Below are 13,284 nucleotides of genomic sequence, written 5' to 3' on the forward strand. Positions count from 1 at the left end.
GGCGGAGGGTGGTCCTGCGTGCTCGGCGGGGACGCCGGTGGCTGCGGCGCGCTCGACGGGTCCGCGGAGGGGGTCGGTGCCGGAGGACCCGGTGCGGACGGTGGGTCCGCCGGGGCCTCGGGTGCCGGGGAGTCCGGCCCCTCCGGTGACGCACCTCCTGAGGGCGCCGGGGAGCCGGGCCCGCCCGACGGTCCCGTCGGTGGTGCGGACGACGGTCCGGTCGAGGGCGCCGGGGAGCCGGGTGCGCTCGACGGTCCCGTCGGTGGTGCGGACGACGGCCCGGTCGTCCCCCCTGGGGGAGCCGGCTCGACCGACGTCGTGGACGCAGGTGCGGCCCGCGTGTCCCCGTCCCCTCCACCGCCGCAGCCGGCGACGACCAGCACCGCCGCGATCCCGGACACCACGCTCGTGCGCAACCTCGACATGCGATCACCCCGGCCGTGGCCGCCGCACCCCGGTCGGGCACCGGCGTGGTCGCCGACGCCCCGGGCGTGCGGATCCTCGGTCTCGGCTGCCGCGCTTCTCGCGGCCGAGGCCGTGACGTGTTGTGAGTGGGACGACGCTAGGGACCCGCCCGGGTCGAGCGCAACACTCCGTACGCCTGCGGTGACGCGGTGGTGACGCGGGCGGTGACGCGGCGGTGACGCGGACCCGCTTCAGGGCCGCTCCGACGGATCACGCGTGGAGACCGGGAAACTCTCGAGCACCTCGTGCCGACCGCCGGTGCTGCGGACCATCGTCACCTCGCGCAGCGGCCACTGCGGTCCGCGGTAGCCGGCCAGCCGCTCGGGCAGGTCGCCGTCGGCGGGCCGGCGCGGGTGCCACCGGCCCAGGGTGAGGTGCGGGCGGAAGGGCCGGTCCTCGACCGGCAGTCCCAGCCCGCGCGCCGCGGCGGCCAGCCGGCCGGCGAGCGCGGCGAGCACGGCGAGCACGGCGACGTCGCCGTCGACGCCGGCCCAGCACACCTGCGGCCGGCGCCGGGAGCCGAAGCGCCCCGCGCCGGCCAGCCGCAGCACCGCCGGCGGGGTCGGGGCGACCGCCTCGCCGACCCCCGCGGTCAGGGCGGGCAGCAGGTCGGGCGGCACCGCGCCGAGGAACAGCAGCGTCAGGTGCCAGCGGGCGGGGTCGCCCCAGCGCGGGGCGCCGGGGGCGTCGCGCAGCGGCGCCAGGGCGGCGGCGAGGGAGTCGCGGGCCTCCGGTGGCGGGGTCACCGCCACGAACAGCCGCAGCGGAGCCGACCCGCTCAGCGCACGACCATGCCGGCGTCGGACAGTGCCGACTGCACCCGCAGCCGCTCGACGTCACGGGGGAAGCCCGGCGGCAACCCGGTGAGCGTCGTCGGGACGTCGAACTGCCGGGCCGCCTCGCACAGCACGTCGTCGTAGGCGGCCTGGAAGCCGAGCCGGCGCGCCTGCGGGGAGCCGGCCGGGACCACCTCGAGCTGCCGGGCCAGCCGGCGCAGGTCGGCGGCGACCGCCTCGACCGGCCGGTGCACCGGCGCCGGGGGGACGTGGCGCTCCCGCGCCCTGCGGCGGGCCCGCAGGTCGGACAGGAACTGCCCGGAGAACAGGCGGAAGGCCAGGCCCATCAGGGCGAAGGCGCCGACGAGCATCGCGGTGATGCCGGCGAGCTGGAGCAGGGCGGAGGTCATCGTCACTCCGGTGAGACGGTGGCCGCGTCGGGTGGCCGCGACGGTACGACGGCGCGGCGCCGTCCGCCACGTCGCAGCTCACGTCGCAGCTCAGGTCGCGGCCGGCACCCGCCGGGCCAGGGCCGCCGCCCGAACCCGCCGCCCGCGGGCCACCGCCAGCGCCGCCGCCGCCCCGGCGAGCGCGACCACCGCGCCGCCGAGGACCAGCCCCCAGCGTGCGCCGAGGTGCTCGGACACCCAGCCGATGAGCGGCGCGCCGAGCGGGGTGCCGCCGAGGAAGCAGGTGAAGTACAGCGCCATCACCCGCCCCCTCATCTGCGGGTCGGCGCCGAGCTGCACGAAGCTGTTGTTGGCCACGCTGAACACCAGGGCGGCCGCGCCGGTGGGCACCAGCAGGACGGCGAAGGGCCAGGAGCCCGGCACCAGCCCGCAGGCCACGGTGAGCAGGCCGAACACCACCGCGGAGACGAGCAGGAAGCGCTGCCGCGGGCGGGCGCTGCGGCGGGTGGACAGCAGCGCGCCGGTCAGCGAGCCGACCGCGAACAGCGTCGACAGCAGCCCGAACCCCTCGGCGCCGAGGTCGAGCACCTCGCGGGCCATGAGCGCGATCGTCACCTGGAAGTTGAACCCGAAGGTCCCGATGACGAAGGCCAGGACCATCGCCAGGCGAAGGTCGGCCCGGCCCCAGGTGTAGGCCAGGCCCTCGCGCAGCTGGCCGCGGCCGCGCGCCACCGGGTCGCTGGGGCGCAGCTCGGCCGGCCGCATGGCCAGCAGCGCAGCGATGGTGAACGCGAACGTGGCGGCGTTGAGGGCGAACGCCGGCGCGGTGTCCCCGCCGGAGGCGCCGATGAGCAGGCCGGCGAGCGCCGGCCCGACCAGCCGGGCGCCGTTGAAGATGGTCGAGTTCAGCCCGACGGCGTTGGGCAGCAGGTCGCGGCCGACCATCTCGGGGACGAACGCCTGGCGCACCGGGGCGTCGACGGCCGACACCGAGCCCAGGCCCGCGGCCAGCACGAGCACGTGCCACAGCGCGATCGCGTCGGCGGCCACGAGCGCGGCGAGCACGAGCGCGAGCAGACCCATCAGCGCCTGGGTGACCACCAGGACGCGGCGCTTGTCGTAGCGGTCGGCCAGGACCCCGCCGTAGAGGCTCAGCACCAGCGTCGGCCCGAACTGCAGCGCCGTCACCACGCCGAGGGCCACGCCGCTGTCGCCGGAGAGCTGCAGCACCAGCCAGTCCTGGCCGATGCGCTGCATCCAGGTCCCGGTCAGGCTGACCAGGTTGGCCGACGCGTAGAGCCGGAAGTTGTGCACCCGCAGGGACCGGAACGAGCCGTGGCCCGCGGGGGTCGGGTCAGCAGCCGTGGACGTCACCCACCGGCGAGCTCCTCCATGATCGCGGCGGCCTCGCGCAGGGTGGCCCGCTTCTCCGGCGTCAGCGAGTGCAGCCGGCCCGACAGCCACGCCTCGCGGGCCCGGGCCTCCTCGCCGAGCAACTCCTCGGCGGCGTCGGTGAGGCCGATGACCACCTGCCGGCCGTCGGTGGGGTGCGGGGTGCGGGTGACCAGCCCCCGGCCCTCCAGGGCGACGACGACGCGGGTCATCGACGGCGGCTGGACCCGCTCGTGCGCGGCCAGCTCGCCCGGGCTCATCGGGCCGTGCCGCTTGAGCGTGGACAGCGCGGCGAGGTGGGTGAGCGTGACGGAGGTGTCGACCCGCTGGTTGCGCAGCCGCCGGGAGAACCGCATGACGGCCAGCCGCAGGTCGTGGGCCAGCGCCGCGGTGTCCAGCGTCGACCTCGTCACGCCCTCAGCCTACCCGGGTCCTTAGCACTGCTCAGAACAGTTGCTGGAGCGGCTCCAGGGCGAAGTACACCAGGAACAGCGCGCTGATGACCCACATCAGCGGATGGATCCCGCGGGCCCGGCCGGTCGCCGCCCGCAGCAGGACGTAGGTGACGACGCCGGCGCCGATGCCGTTGGTGATCGAGTAGGTGAACGGCATGAGCGCGATGGTGAGGAAGGCCGGGATGACCAGGGTCATGTCGTCCCACTCGAGGGTGCGGATCTGGCTGATCATCAGCGCACCGACGATCACCAGGGCCGGGGCGGCGGCCTCGGAGGGCACCACCTGCACCAGCGGGGTGAAGAACATCGCCACGAGGAACAGCACGCCGGTGACGATGCTGGCCAGGCCCGTGCGGGCGCCGTCGGCCACACCGGAGGCGGACTCGATGTAGGTGGTGTTGGACGAGACGCTCGCCGCGCCGCCGGCCGCGGCGGCCAGCGAGTCGACCAGCAGCACCGGCTGCGAGCCGGGCAGGTTGCGGTCCTCGTCGAGCAGGCCGCCCTCGGCGCCGACGGCGGTGACCGTGCCGACGGTGTCGAAGAAGTCGGCGATCATGATCGAGAAGATGATGAGCAGCGCGGCGACGACGCCGATCCGCTCGAACCCGCCGACGAGCGAGAACTGCCCGACGATCGACAGGTCGGGCGTGCCGACCACGTCCTCGGGCAGCCGCGGGACCTGCAGCGCCCAGCCGCGGGCGTTGGCCTCGGTGCCGTCGGGGCCGATCCGCGCGCCGATGTCGGCCACTGCCTCGACCACGATCGCGAGCACGGTGGAGACGACGATGCCGATCAGCAGCGCGCCCCGGACCCGGCGGACGACCAGGACGGCGGTCAGCAGCAGGCCGACGACGAAGACCAGCAGCGGCCACCCCGCGAGCTGGCCGCCCACGCCGAAGCTGATCAGGGGTGAGCCCGGCCGGATCACGCCGGCGTCGGCCAGGCCGATGATGGTGAGGAAGAAGCCGATGCCGACGGCGATCGCGGTCTTCAGCTGCGGCGGGATCGCCTCGAACACCGCCCGGCGGAATCCGGTGAGCACCAGCACCGTGATGAGCAGGCCCTCGAGCACGACCAGGCCCATGATCTCCGGCCAGGACAGCTGGGTGGCGGCGAAGACGGCCACGATCGCGTTGATGCCGAGGCCGGTGGCCACCGCGAACGGGTAGCGGCCGACGACGCCCATGAGCACGGTGAGCGCACCGGCGACCAGTGCGGTGACCGCCGCGACCGCGCCGAAGGGCAGCGTGGCGCCGGTGACGTCGGGCCCCGACAGGATGATCGGGTTGAGCACCACGATGTAGGCCATCGTGAAGAAGGTGGTCAGCCCGCCGCGCACCTCGCGGCCGACCGTGCTGCGCCGGGCGCTGATGCCGAAGTAGCGGTCCAGGCCGTTGCGCGGCCGCAGCTGCGGGCCGGCGCTGCGGCGGGGCCGCGTCCCGGTCGCCGCGACGTCGGCCGGGGTGTCGCCGGTGGCCGGGGCGCCGGCGGCGGGCGTGGCCCGCGCAGCAGGGGCGGCGGTGGCACCGGTGCTCCGGGACCGTCGGGACTTCTCGGGCATGCGGGCTCCTGCGGACTGCTGCTGCCGGGCGGTGAGCGGCGACAGCGTGCCACACGGCGGACGCGCTCCCGGCCGGGCGGCGCCGCCTAGGGTCGGCGTCGTGTCCCGTCCCGCCTCCGGCCGCCCACTGAAGCCGGCCCCTCCCCCGCTGCGCGTCGACACCGCCCGCGTCGTCCTCGCCGGCACGGCGCTGTGGGTGGTCGCCCTGGTGGTCGTGCTGCTCCTCGGCGACCGGGTGGAGCGGGTGTGGACCTGGACGTGCGTCGCCGGGATCGTGCTCCCGTTCGTCGGCCTGGCGATCATGCGCTGGCAGGGCCAGCTCGGCCGGCGCGACCCCGGCGACGACCGGTAGGCGCCCCGCTCAGCCGGCCTGCAGCAGGCGCACCGTCGCTACGGCGAGCACCCGGGTGACCGCCGTCAGCTCGGTGAGGTCGACGTGCTCGTCGTAGGAGTGCGCGTGCACCACGTCGCCGGGGCCGTAGTGCAGCGTCGGGACACCCTCGGCGGCGTAGAGCCGCAGGTCGCTGCCGTAGGGCACGCCCCGCTCGCGCGGCGCGGTACCGGTCAGGTCCTGCTGCGCGGCGGTCACGACCTGCCGCAGCGGGGCCCCGGCCGGGGTGCGCCCCGGCGCGAACTGCCCGCCGGGCCACGTCACCTCCACCGGGTGGGAGCGCAGGAAGGGGTGCTCGGCGCAGGCGGCGGCCAGCCGCTCCTCGACGGCGGCGCGCGCCTGCGCGGGGTCCTCGTCGAGCCGGACGCCCAGCCGCCCGGTGGCGGTGAGCGAGTCGGGCACGGTGCTCGCCCAGTCCCCGGCGACGACGGTGCCGATCGAGAGCGTGTGCGCGATCGGGTACTCGGCCATGAGCGGGTCGACGACGGCGTTGCGCTCGGCCTCGAGCTCGCGCAGCACGGCGTCGACGACGACGAAGTGCTCGACGGCGCTGCGCCCGGCCCAGCGGGCGCTGCCGTGCGCCGGCTCCCCCGGGACGACGAGCTGGAAGGTCAGCGCACCGCCGGCCGCGGTGGTGAGGGTGCCGCTGGTCGGCTCGGTGATGACGCAGGCGTCCCCCCGGTGGCCGCGGGCCAGCGTCGCGAAGGCACCCAGGCCGCCGTCCTCCTCCCCGCCGACCAGGTGCAGCGCCAGCCGGCCGGGCAGCCGCACGCCGCTGGCCAGCACCGCCTCGGCGACGGCGAGGTTGGCGGCCACGCCGGCCTTCATGTCGCAGGCGCCGCGCCCGTGCAGCCGCGGGCCCGACACCCGCGGCGTCCAGGGGTTCGCGGCCCACCGCCGCAGGTCCCCGGGCGGGACGACGTCGACGTGGCCCTGCAGCACCACGGTCGGTCCCGCGTCGCCGCCGGTCGTGGCCACCAGCCCCCAGGACTCCCGCCGCGGGACCTCCGTGCCCGGGAAGCCGGGGCGCCGGGCGAGCTCGTCGACGTCGAGCCGCCAGTGGTCGACGTCCATGCCGGCGCGGGCGGTGCGCTCGGCCAGCCCGGCGAGCAGCTCGGACTCGGCGTCGCTGCCGGTGACGCTCGGCACGCGCAGGAGGTCGGCGAGCGTGCGGTGCAGCGCCGTGACGTCGAGGGCGTCGAGGACGGCCTCCTCGGTCCGGCTGGTCCTCCCCCGCGGGGCCCTCGTCTCGGGCGCCCACGACCCCGTCAGTGTCACGACTCCTCCTCCCGGTCCCGCCACCGTGGCGGGCGCGGGAGACGCTAGGGACACGCGGCGCCCGGCGGGAGCCCGAAACGGTGCGTCCTCCCTACGATCCGTTGCGTCTGCAGCGGGGTGGACGCAACGGAGGAGCACGGTGGACGAGCTGGACAAGGCGATCGTGCAGCGGCTCCTCCGGGACGCCCGCACGACCTACGGCCGGATCGGCGCGGAGGTGTCGCTGAGCGCGCCGGCCGTCAAGCGCCGGGTCGACCGCCTGGTGCGCACCGGGGCCATCCGCGGGTTCTCCGCCGTGCTCGACCCCGCCGTCCTCGACTGGGACGTCGAGGCCTACGTCTGGGTCTACTGCGAGGGCGCGCCCGACCCCGAGGAGGTGCGCCGCCAGTTCGAGGACGTGCCCGAGGTGGTGCAGGCGACGACGATCTCCGGCACCGCCGACGCCGTGCTGCGGCTGCAGGCGCGCGACACCACCGAGCTCGAGCGCGCCGTCCGCCGGCTGCGGGCGCTGCCCACCGTGGCGCGGACCGAGAGCGCGGTGGTCCTCTCCCGGCTCATCGACCGCTCCCGCGTCTGAGGTCCGCGCCGGCGACCGGGGCCGTCGCTAGAGGACGTCGAAGTCCGCGGTGTCGTAGCGGGCCGACGTGACGACCTCGGTGGGCTCGCCGGCCGGCAGGGTCGCCTGGCTGTGCGCGCCGCAGCCGTAGTCGACGGCGACGACCCGCCCGTCGGCCGGGGAGTACTCGTTGCCGCAGGCGCCGAGCAGCGTGCGCAGCGACCCGGCCAGCGGCAGGAAGAAGCCGCAGGTGGCGCAGGGGCCGGGGGCCTGCCGGGCCATGGGCGCGCGGGGGCCGAAGTCGCCGGCCAGCCAGCGCGCGGCGGCGCCGCCACGGCCCTCGGCCGACATCACCCGCTCGCGGCCCAGCCCGATCTCGGTGGCCACGGCCTGCGCCTCGGGGTCGGTCGCGGCGTCGTCGTCGGCGGTGTAGGAGGGCACCAGCCGGGGGTCGTCCTCGGTGGCCGGCAGCACGTCGCCGACCGACAGGTCACCGGGGCGCAGCCGCTCGTGCCACGGCACCCAGGCCGGGGCGAGCAGCGCGGCGTCGCCGGGCAGCAGGACGACCTCGTCGACGGTGACCCGGTCCTCGCCCGGCACGGCGGCCAGGGTGACCGCCCAGTACCAGCCGACGTACCCGGGCTGGCGGCTGGCGAAGGAGTGGGTGACGACGGCGCCGAGCGCCTCGAGCGCCACGCCCTCGGCCGGCGTCCCCAGCGGCTCGGCCGTGACGCCGAGGTGCTCGCCGACCAGGCCGGGGTCCCCGGCGGTCTCCTCGGCCGCGGCGCGGGCGACGTCGACGGCGGCGGTCAGCACGTCGCTGCCCGCGGGGGCGGTCTCGGGGTGCACCCGCTCATCGTCCCAGACGGCGGGCGCGTGACCGAGCGGCCGGTCGAGGTGATCACATCCGCCCGGACTGCCAGGGAGGTGCGGCACGATGGGGGCGTGCCGTCCTCGCGCCCGCCCGGGTCCCGCCGGGGTCCGCTGCGCCGCGGGCGGTCCGGGCCGGATCCGGCGGACCGCCTGGACACGACCCCGCTCGACCTGCCCCAGCCGGGAACGCAGCCGCAGGTCGCGGCACCGCCGGTGCACCCCGCGCCGCCGGCCGGCTACGGGCCACCGCCCGGCTACGGCCCGCCACCCGGCCACGCCCCGCCACCCGGCTACGGGCCACCGCCCCCGCCACCCGGCTACGCCCCGCCACCGCCGGCTCCTCCTCCGGCGGCGGAGTCCGCCGCCGCGCCGCGGGTCACCGTCACCCGCGTCGCCGTCGCGCGCAGCCGCGAGTTGACCCGCGCCGGTGTCGCCCGGGTGCGGGCGGCCAGCCGCGCCGACGGCGCCGGCGAGAGCGGGCTGACCCAGCTGCTGTGGGTCAACGCGCTGCACATGGCCGGCGACGCGCTGATCGCCGTCTCGCTGGCCGGCACGCTGTTCTTCGCCGCCGCCTCCGACGCCCAGCGCTGGAACGTCGCGCTGTACCTGCTGGTCACGATGGCGCCGTTCGCCGTGGTGGCGCCGGTCATCGGCCCACTGCTCGACCGGCTGCAGCGCGGGCGCCGGTGGGCGCTGGGCGCGGCGTCCTTCGGCCGGGCGGTGCTGGCGCTGGTCATGGCCGCCCACCACGACGACTGGTGGCTCTACCCGGCCGCTCTCGGCGTGCTGGTGCTGTCCAAGGCGCACAACGTGCTGCGCGCCGCCGTCGTCCCCCGAGTCCTGCCCGCCGCCATGTCGCTGACCTCCGCCAACGCCCGGCTGTCGGTGTTCGGCCTGGTCACCGCGGGGGTCGTCGGCGGCCTCGGGGCGGGCATCGCCTGGGCGTTCGGCTTCTCGCCGCTGCTGTGGGTCACCGCCGCGGTCTTCACCGTCACCGGGGTGCTGGCGGTGCGGCTGCCGCGCCACGTCGACGTCCCCACCGGTGAGCAGCCCGCCGACGTGCTGAGCACCGACGAGCTGCCGGTCGCCGGCCGGCGGCGGCGCCCGGTCAACCCGCACGTGGTGCTGGCGCTGCGGGCCAACGCGGCGCTGCGCGGGCTCGGCGGGTTCCTGACCATCTTCTCGGCGTTCCTCGTGCAGGCGACCGTCGAGGGCGGCTGGGAGCCCACCCTCGCGCTCGGCGCGATCGCCGGGGCCGCGGGCGCCGGCAGCGTGATCGGCACGGGCATCGGCTCGCGGCTGCACGCCGCCGACCCCGACCGGGTGGTCGTGTGGTCGGCCGGCGCCGCCGCCGCGGTCACCGTGCTCGCCGCGGTGTTCTTCGGCCTGGCCACCGCGGCCGTCGTCGCCGGGGTCTCCGCCGTCGCCAACGCCCTGGGCAAGGTCGCCCTCGACGCGATCATCCAGCGCGAGGTGCCCGAGAGCCTGCGCGCCTCGGCGTTCGCCCGCTCCGAGACGGTGCTGCAGCTGGCGTGGGTGGTCGGCGGCGCCGTCGGCATCGCGCTGCCGCCCATCGGGTGGCTCGGCTTCACCGTCGCGGCGTCGCTGCTGGTGCTCGCCGTCGGCCTGGTGCTCGTGCGCCCGCGGCGGCGCCGGTGGGCCACGGTCGACCCCGACGCCCCCACCGTCCCCGGCGTCGTCGCCCCGCCCGGGGCCCCGACCGTGCCGGAGGCACCCCGCCCGTGAGGACGCTCCCCCGCGCCGCCGCCGTCCTGCTCGCCGGCGCGCTCCCCGCCGTGCTGGCCGCCTGCGGCTCGTCCGCCGCCGCCACCCCGCCGGAGGTCACGATCAGCGCCGGCCCCCAGGAGGTCACCGCGCGGCCGAGTCAGTACTGCGGGTCCGGCCAGGGGCAGCGCTACGACGTCACGCCGCCGGTGGTCGAGGTCTCCCCCGACACCCCGATCACCCTCACGGTGCCCGAGGAGGTCGCGGCCAACGGCTGGTCGGTGCAGGTCTTCGACGAGCAGCTGCAGGAGCGGATCGGCGAGGTCGACGTCGAGGCCGGCACCACCGCGTTCGACGTCAACAGCTCCGACGTCGTCCCGCCGGCGTTCTACCTCGTCGTCGTCGAGGACCGGCACGGCGAGTGCCTGCTGACCGGCTCGTGGCCGGTCGGCTTCCTGCGCGCCGGCGGCGACCTCGGGGAGCCGACCCCGACGACACCGGCGGGTTAGGCCTCCAGGTCGCCGGCGACCGCGCGGAGCACCGCCGCCACCTTGCGCGACTCGGCGCGATCGGGGTGCCGGCCCCGGCGCAGGGAGTTCGAGACGTCGTCGAGCAGCTTGATGAGGTCCTCGATGATCGGGACCAGCTCGTCGGGCTTCTTGCGGCTGGCCGCGGCCACCTTCGCCGCCACGGAGGGCAGCGGGTCGAGCACGCGGACCTGCAGGGCCTGGTCGCCCCGGCGGCCGGCCACGATGCCGAACTCCACCCGCTGGCCCGGCTTGAGCTCGGCGGTGCCCGCGGGCAGCGCGTCCTTGTGCACGAAGACGTCGGGCCCGTCCTCGCGCGAGAGGAAGCCGAACCCCTTCTCGGGGTTGAACCACTTGACTCTGCCGGTGGGCACGGTGAGATCCCTCGGTCGCTCGCGGGGTGGCCCGGCCGGGAGGCCGGCGGACGGCGGCGCGGTCGCCGCTGGCCCCAGGTTAGTCGCACGCGGCCCCTAGCCTGGCCCGGTGCCACCCGCCGACGGGCTCCCCGGCCACCCGGACTACCGCTTCACCCTCGCCAACGAGCGCACGCTGCTGGCCTGGCTGCGGACCGGCCTGGCCCTGGTCGCCGCGGGCGTGGCGGTGGCGTCCTACGTCCCCTCGCTGGGCACCTCCTGGGGCGGCGGCGCGGCGGGCCTGGCGCTGGTGGCCACGGGGCTGGGCGCGGCGCTGACCGGCTACGCGCGCTGGCGGGGCAACGAGCGCGCCATCGCCGAGGACCGGCCGCTGCCGGCGGCCCGCGGCACCGTCGCCCTGGCCGGTGCGGTCGCGCTGGTGCTGCTGCTGGTCGGCTGCCTGCTGGCGGTCGAGGTCGCCGCGCGGTGAGCGGCCGGGAGACCCAGCCGGAGCGCACGCGGCTGTCCTGGCAGCGCACCGGGCTGGGCCTGCTGGGCATCGCGGCGCTGCTGGGCCACCACGGGCTGCGCGCCGGCGCCACCGCCCCGCTGCTGCTCGGCGCCGCCGTCGCGGTGCTCGGGCTGGGCGTCCTCACCGGGCTGGCGCCGTGGCGGGCCCGGCAGCTGGACCGGCGTCCGGCCGCAGCGCCGGTCCCGGCCGCCCTGGCCACCGCGGCGGTGGCCGCGGCGGCCCTCGCCGCCGCGGTGAGCGTGCTCAGCCGCTGACGACCTCCGGGTCGACGACGCCCAGGCGGCCGAGCAGCTCGAGGAAGGCGACGGCGAAGACGTTGTCGGCGACCTCCCGGCGGACCACGGCCCAGTCGACCTGCTCGCGCAGCGCCCGGGCCACCGGGAACAGCCGCGAGAGGTCGCAGTAGTGCTCGTCGAGCGTCATCAGCTTGGTGACCAGGATGTCGGTGGCCGCCAGCACCGGCATGTGCACCGAGAGCACGGGACGGTCCTCGGCGCGGTCGATCAGGTCGGCCTCCACCGGCCGGCCGCAGGTGCGCCACAGGACGTCGACGAACGAGTCGCCCTGGACCACCTTGGTCAGCCAGTCCTCGGCCGGGTCCTGCACCTGCAGGCCGGCGTCGGCGAGCACCTTGGTCGCCCGCTCGGCCTCCTCGGCGGTCACCAGGAAGTCGGCGTCGTGGTCGGGCTCGGGGGCGCCGCGCACCCACGCGGCGTAGCCGCCGCACAGGGCGAAGGGCACCCCGCCCTCCTTCAGCGCGACGGCGACGCGCTTGAGCAGGTCACGGATCTCGTCGCGGTCGGAGGGCTGCACGCGCGTGCAGCTACCCGCCTCCGGGCATGGCACTCCTCGTGCGCATCGCGACCTTCAACATCCTGCACGGCCGCACACCCGAGGACGACCGGGTCGACGTCGACCGGCTGGCCACCGCCGTCAAGACGCTCGACGCCGACGTCCTGGCGCTGCAGGAGGTCGACCGCGACCAGCCGCGCTCGATGAACGCCGACCTCACCGCCGTGGCCGCCGAGGCGATGGGCGCCGTCGACTCGCAGTTCGTCGCCGCGCTGTCGGGCACCCCCGGCGGCACCTGGATGGCGGCCACCGGCGACGAGCAGCCCGGTGCCGCCAGCTACGGGATCGCGCTGCTGTCCCGCCACCCGGTGGTGTCCTGGCGGGTGGTGCGGCTGCCGGCGCTGCCGGGCCGGGTACCGGTGTGGTTCCGCGGCGCGCCGCGGCCGATGCTGGTCAGCGAGGAGCCGCGGGTGGCGGTGGCCGCCGTCCTCGACGGCCCGCACGGCCAGTTCACCGTCGCCTGCACGCACCTGTCGTTCGTGCCGTACTGGAACTCCGTTCAGCTGCGCCGGCTGGTGCGGGCGCTGCGGGGGACGCGCGAGCCGCTGGTCGTGCTCGGTGACCTCAACATGCAGCCGCGCAAGGCCACCCTCGTCAGCGGCCTGCGGCCGCTGGCCCGGGCGCTCACCTTCCCGGCGGAGGAGCCGACCCGGCAGCTCGACCACGTGCTGGTCCGCGGCCGGCTGGCCGCCGCCGGCCCGGCCGAGGCGGTGCGGCTGCCCCTGTCGGACCACCGCGCGCTCGTCGTCGACGTCGAGCCCACCTGACCGGCGGGCGTCCCGCGCCGCCGGCCCGGCGGCCGGCGGCGCGGGAGGGGTCAGCGGCGCCGGTTCTCGGGGAGCTGCACCCCGGCCCGGTTGGGCTTGTCGGTGGGGTGGGCGTAGCGGATGCGGTCGGGCGGCAGCGGGAAGCTGTGGTCCTCGCCGAACGGCGACAGCGGGCCGGCCATCTCGCCCAGGAACTCGGTCACCGGGGGGCCGGCGTCCTCCGACTGGCCCCAGGTCGGCTCGACCAGGTGGGCGTGCTTCTCCTTGCGCTTGGCCATCTCGCCTCCGTGCTCGGGCGCACCCACGGGCGCGCGTTCGACGCCATCCTCTCGCGCCGGTCCTCCTACCCGCACGAGGCCCGGCCGCGACAC

17 protein-coding genes are annotated in these 13,284 nt (G+C 76.8%); 7 read left to right on the top strand and 10 right to left on the bottom strand.

The window, feature by feature from the left end; translation table 11 throughout:
* Positions 1-656: 656 nt before the first annotated feature.
* The 5 genes from thpR to CHC04_RS17180 form a co-directional block, all read right to left on the bottom strand.
* Complete coding sequence (thpR, locus tag CHC04_RS17160; RefSeq protein WP_245817359.1) at positions 657-1,211, bottom strand: RNA 2',3'-cyclic phosphodiesterase; 555 nt, start codon at positions 1,209-1,211, stop codon at positions 657-659.
* 32 nt (positions 1,212-1,243) lie between these two features.
* Positions 1,244-1,651: a hypothetical protein gene (locus CHC04_RS17165; RefSeq protein WP_089405158.1), complete on the bottom strand. Its 408-nt coding sequence runs from the start codon at positions 1,649-1,651 to the stop codon at positions 1,244-1,246.
* A gap of 90 nt (positions 1,652-1,741) precedes the next feature.
* A complete protein-coding gene (locus tag CHC04_RS17170) occupies positions 1,742-3,025 on the bottom strand; it encodes an MFS transporter (RefSeq protein WP_089405159.1) in 1,284 nt (427 codons plus the stop codon).
* Positions 3,022-3,456: a MarR family winged helix-turn-helix transcriptional regulator gene (locus CHC04_RS17175; protein WP_089405160.1), complete on the bottom strand. Its 435-nt coding sequence runs from the start codon at positions 3,454-3,456 to the stop codon at positions 3,022-3,024. Before CHC04_RS17175 ends, CHC04_RS17170 begins: the two co-directional genes overlap by 4 nt.
* 31 nt (positions 3,457-3,487) lie before the next feature.
* Positions 3,488-5,059, bottom strand: coding sequence for an NCS2 family permease (locus tag CHC04_RS17180; protein WP_089405161.1), 1,572 nt, complete (start codon positions 5,057-5,059; stop codon positions 3,488-3,490).
* A 100-nt stretch (positions 5,060-5,159) separates the two neighbouring features.
* Between CHC04_RS17180 and CHC04_RS17185 the strand changes: the two genes are divergently transcribed.
* Positions 5,160-5,411: a DUF2530 domain-containing protein gene (locus CHC04_RS17185; RefSeq protein WP_245817360.1), complete on the top strand. Its 252-nt coding sequence runs from the start codon at positions 5,160-5,162 to the stop codon at positions 5,409-5,411.
* 9 nt (positions 5,412-5,420) lie between these two features.
* Here CHC04_RS17185 and CHC04_RS17190 read toward each other — a convergent pair whose 3' ends face one another.
* Positions 5,421-6,728, bottom strand: coding sequence for an ArgE/DapE family deacylase (locus CHC04_RS17190; RefSeq protein ID WP_245817362.1), 1,308 nt, complete (start codon positions 6,726-6,728; stop codon positions 5,421-5,423).
* Between the two features lie 139 nt (positions 6,729-6,867).
* On the opposite strand from CHC04_RS17190, the gene CHC04_RS17195 reads away from it, so the two are divergent.
* The gene (locus CHC04_RS17195; protein ID WP_089405162.1) at positions 6,868-7,305 is read left to right on the top strand and encodes an Lrp/AsnC family transcriptional regulator; all 438 of its coding nucleotides are present in this window, start codon (positions 6,868-6,870) and stop codon (positions 7,303-7,305) included.
* 27 nt (positions 7,306-7,332) lie between these two features.
* On the opposite strand, the gene CHC04_RS17200 is transcribed toward CHC04_RS17195, so the two are convergent.
* Positions 7,333-8,133 (bottom strand): DUF3027 domain-containing protein, encoded by an 801-nt coding sequence (locus CHC04_RS17200; protein WP_089405163.1) that lies wholly within the window; start codon positions 8,131-8,133, stop codon positions 7,333-7,335.
* 96 nt (positions 8,134-8,229) lie between these two features.
* Between CHC04_RS17200 and CHC04_RS17205 the strand changes: the two genes are divergently transcribed.
* Positions 8,230-9,903, top strand: coding sequence for an MFS transporter (locus CHC04_RS17205; protein ID WP_089405283.1), 1,674 nt, complete (start codon positions 8,230-8,232; stop codon positions 9,901-9,903).
* Positions 9,900-10,391 (top strand): DUF2771 family protein, encoded by a 492-nt coding sequence (locus CHC04_RS17210; protein ID WP_245817364.1) that lies wholly within the window; start codon positions 9,900-9,902, stop codon positions 10,389-10,391. Before CHC04_RS17205 ends, CHC04_RS17210 begins: the two co-directional genes overlap by 4 nt.
* Here CHC04_RS17210 and CHC04_RS25600 read toward each other — a convergent pair.
* Positions 10,388-10,783 carry a cold-shock protein gene (locus CHC04_RS25600; RefSeq protein ID WP_089405164.1) on the bottom strand — a complete coding sequence of 132 codons (396 nt, stop codon included), beginning with the start codon at positions 10,781-10,783 and terminating at the stop codon, positions 10,388-10,390. The genes CHC04_RS17210 and CHC04_RS25600 overlap by 4 nt on opposite strands.
* A gap of 109 nt (positions 10,784-10,892) precedes the next feature.
* Here CHC04_RS25600 and CHC04_RS17220 point away from each other — a divergent pair, with 109 nt between their 5' ends.
* Both CHC04_RS17220 and CHC04_RS17225 read left to right on the top strand, forming a co-directional pair.
* On the top strand, positions 10,893-11,252 hold the full coding sequence (locus CHC04_RS17220; protein ID WP_089405165.1) for a YidH family protein: 360 nt from the start codon (positions 10,893-10,895) through the stop codon (positions 11,250-11,252).
* A complete protein-coding gene (locus CHC04_RS17225) occupies positions 11,249-11,548 on the top strand; it encodes a DUF202 domain-containing protein (RefSeq protein WP_089405166.1) in 300 nt (99 codons plus the stop codon). The genes CHC04_RS17220 and CHC04_RS17225 overlap by 4 nt, the downstream gene beginning before the upstream one ends.
* On the opposite strand, the gene CHC04_RS17230 is transcribed toward CHC04_RS17225, so the two are convergent.
* Positions 11,538-12,107 carry a nucleotidyltransferase family protein gene (locus CHC04_RS17230; RefSeq protein WP_089405167.1) on the bottom strand — a complete coding sequence of 190 codons (570 nt, stop codon included), beginning with the start codon at positions 12,105-12,107 and terminating at the stop codon, positions 11,538-11,540. The genes CHC04_RS17225 and CHC04_RS17230 overlap by 11 nt on opposite strands.
* A 26-nt stretch (positions 12,108-12,133) precedes the next feature.
* Here CHC04_RS17230 and CHC04_RS17235 point away from each other — a divergent pair, with 26 nt between their 5' ends.
* Positions 12,134-12,913 carry an endonuclease/exonuclease/phosphatase family protein gene (locus CHC04_RS17235; protein ID WP_245817366.1) on the top strand — a complete coding sequence of 260 codons (780 nt, stop codon included), beginning with the start codon at positions 12,134-12,136 and terminating at the stop codon, positions 12,911-12,913.
* 50 nt (positions 12,914-12,963) lie between these two features.
* Here the strand turns inward: CHC04_RS17235 and CHC04_RS17240 are convergent, their stop codons facing one another.
* A complete protein-coding gene (locus tag CHC04_RS17240) occupies positions 12,964-13,191 on the bottom strand; it encodes a hypothetical protein (RefSeq protein ID WP_089405286.1) in 228 nt (75 codons plus the stop codon).
* Between the last annotated feature and the right edge of the window lie 93 nt (positions 13,192-13,284).

This window comes from Geodermatophilus saharensis (assembly GCF_900188205.1).
GTDB classification, from domain to species: Bacteria; Actinomycetota; Actinomycetes; order Mycobacteriales; family Geodermatophilaceae; genus Geodermatophilus; species Geodermatophilus saharensis.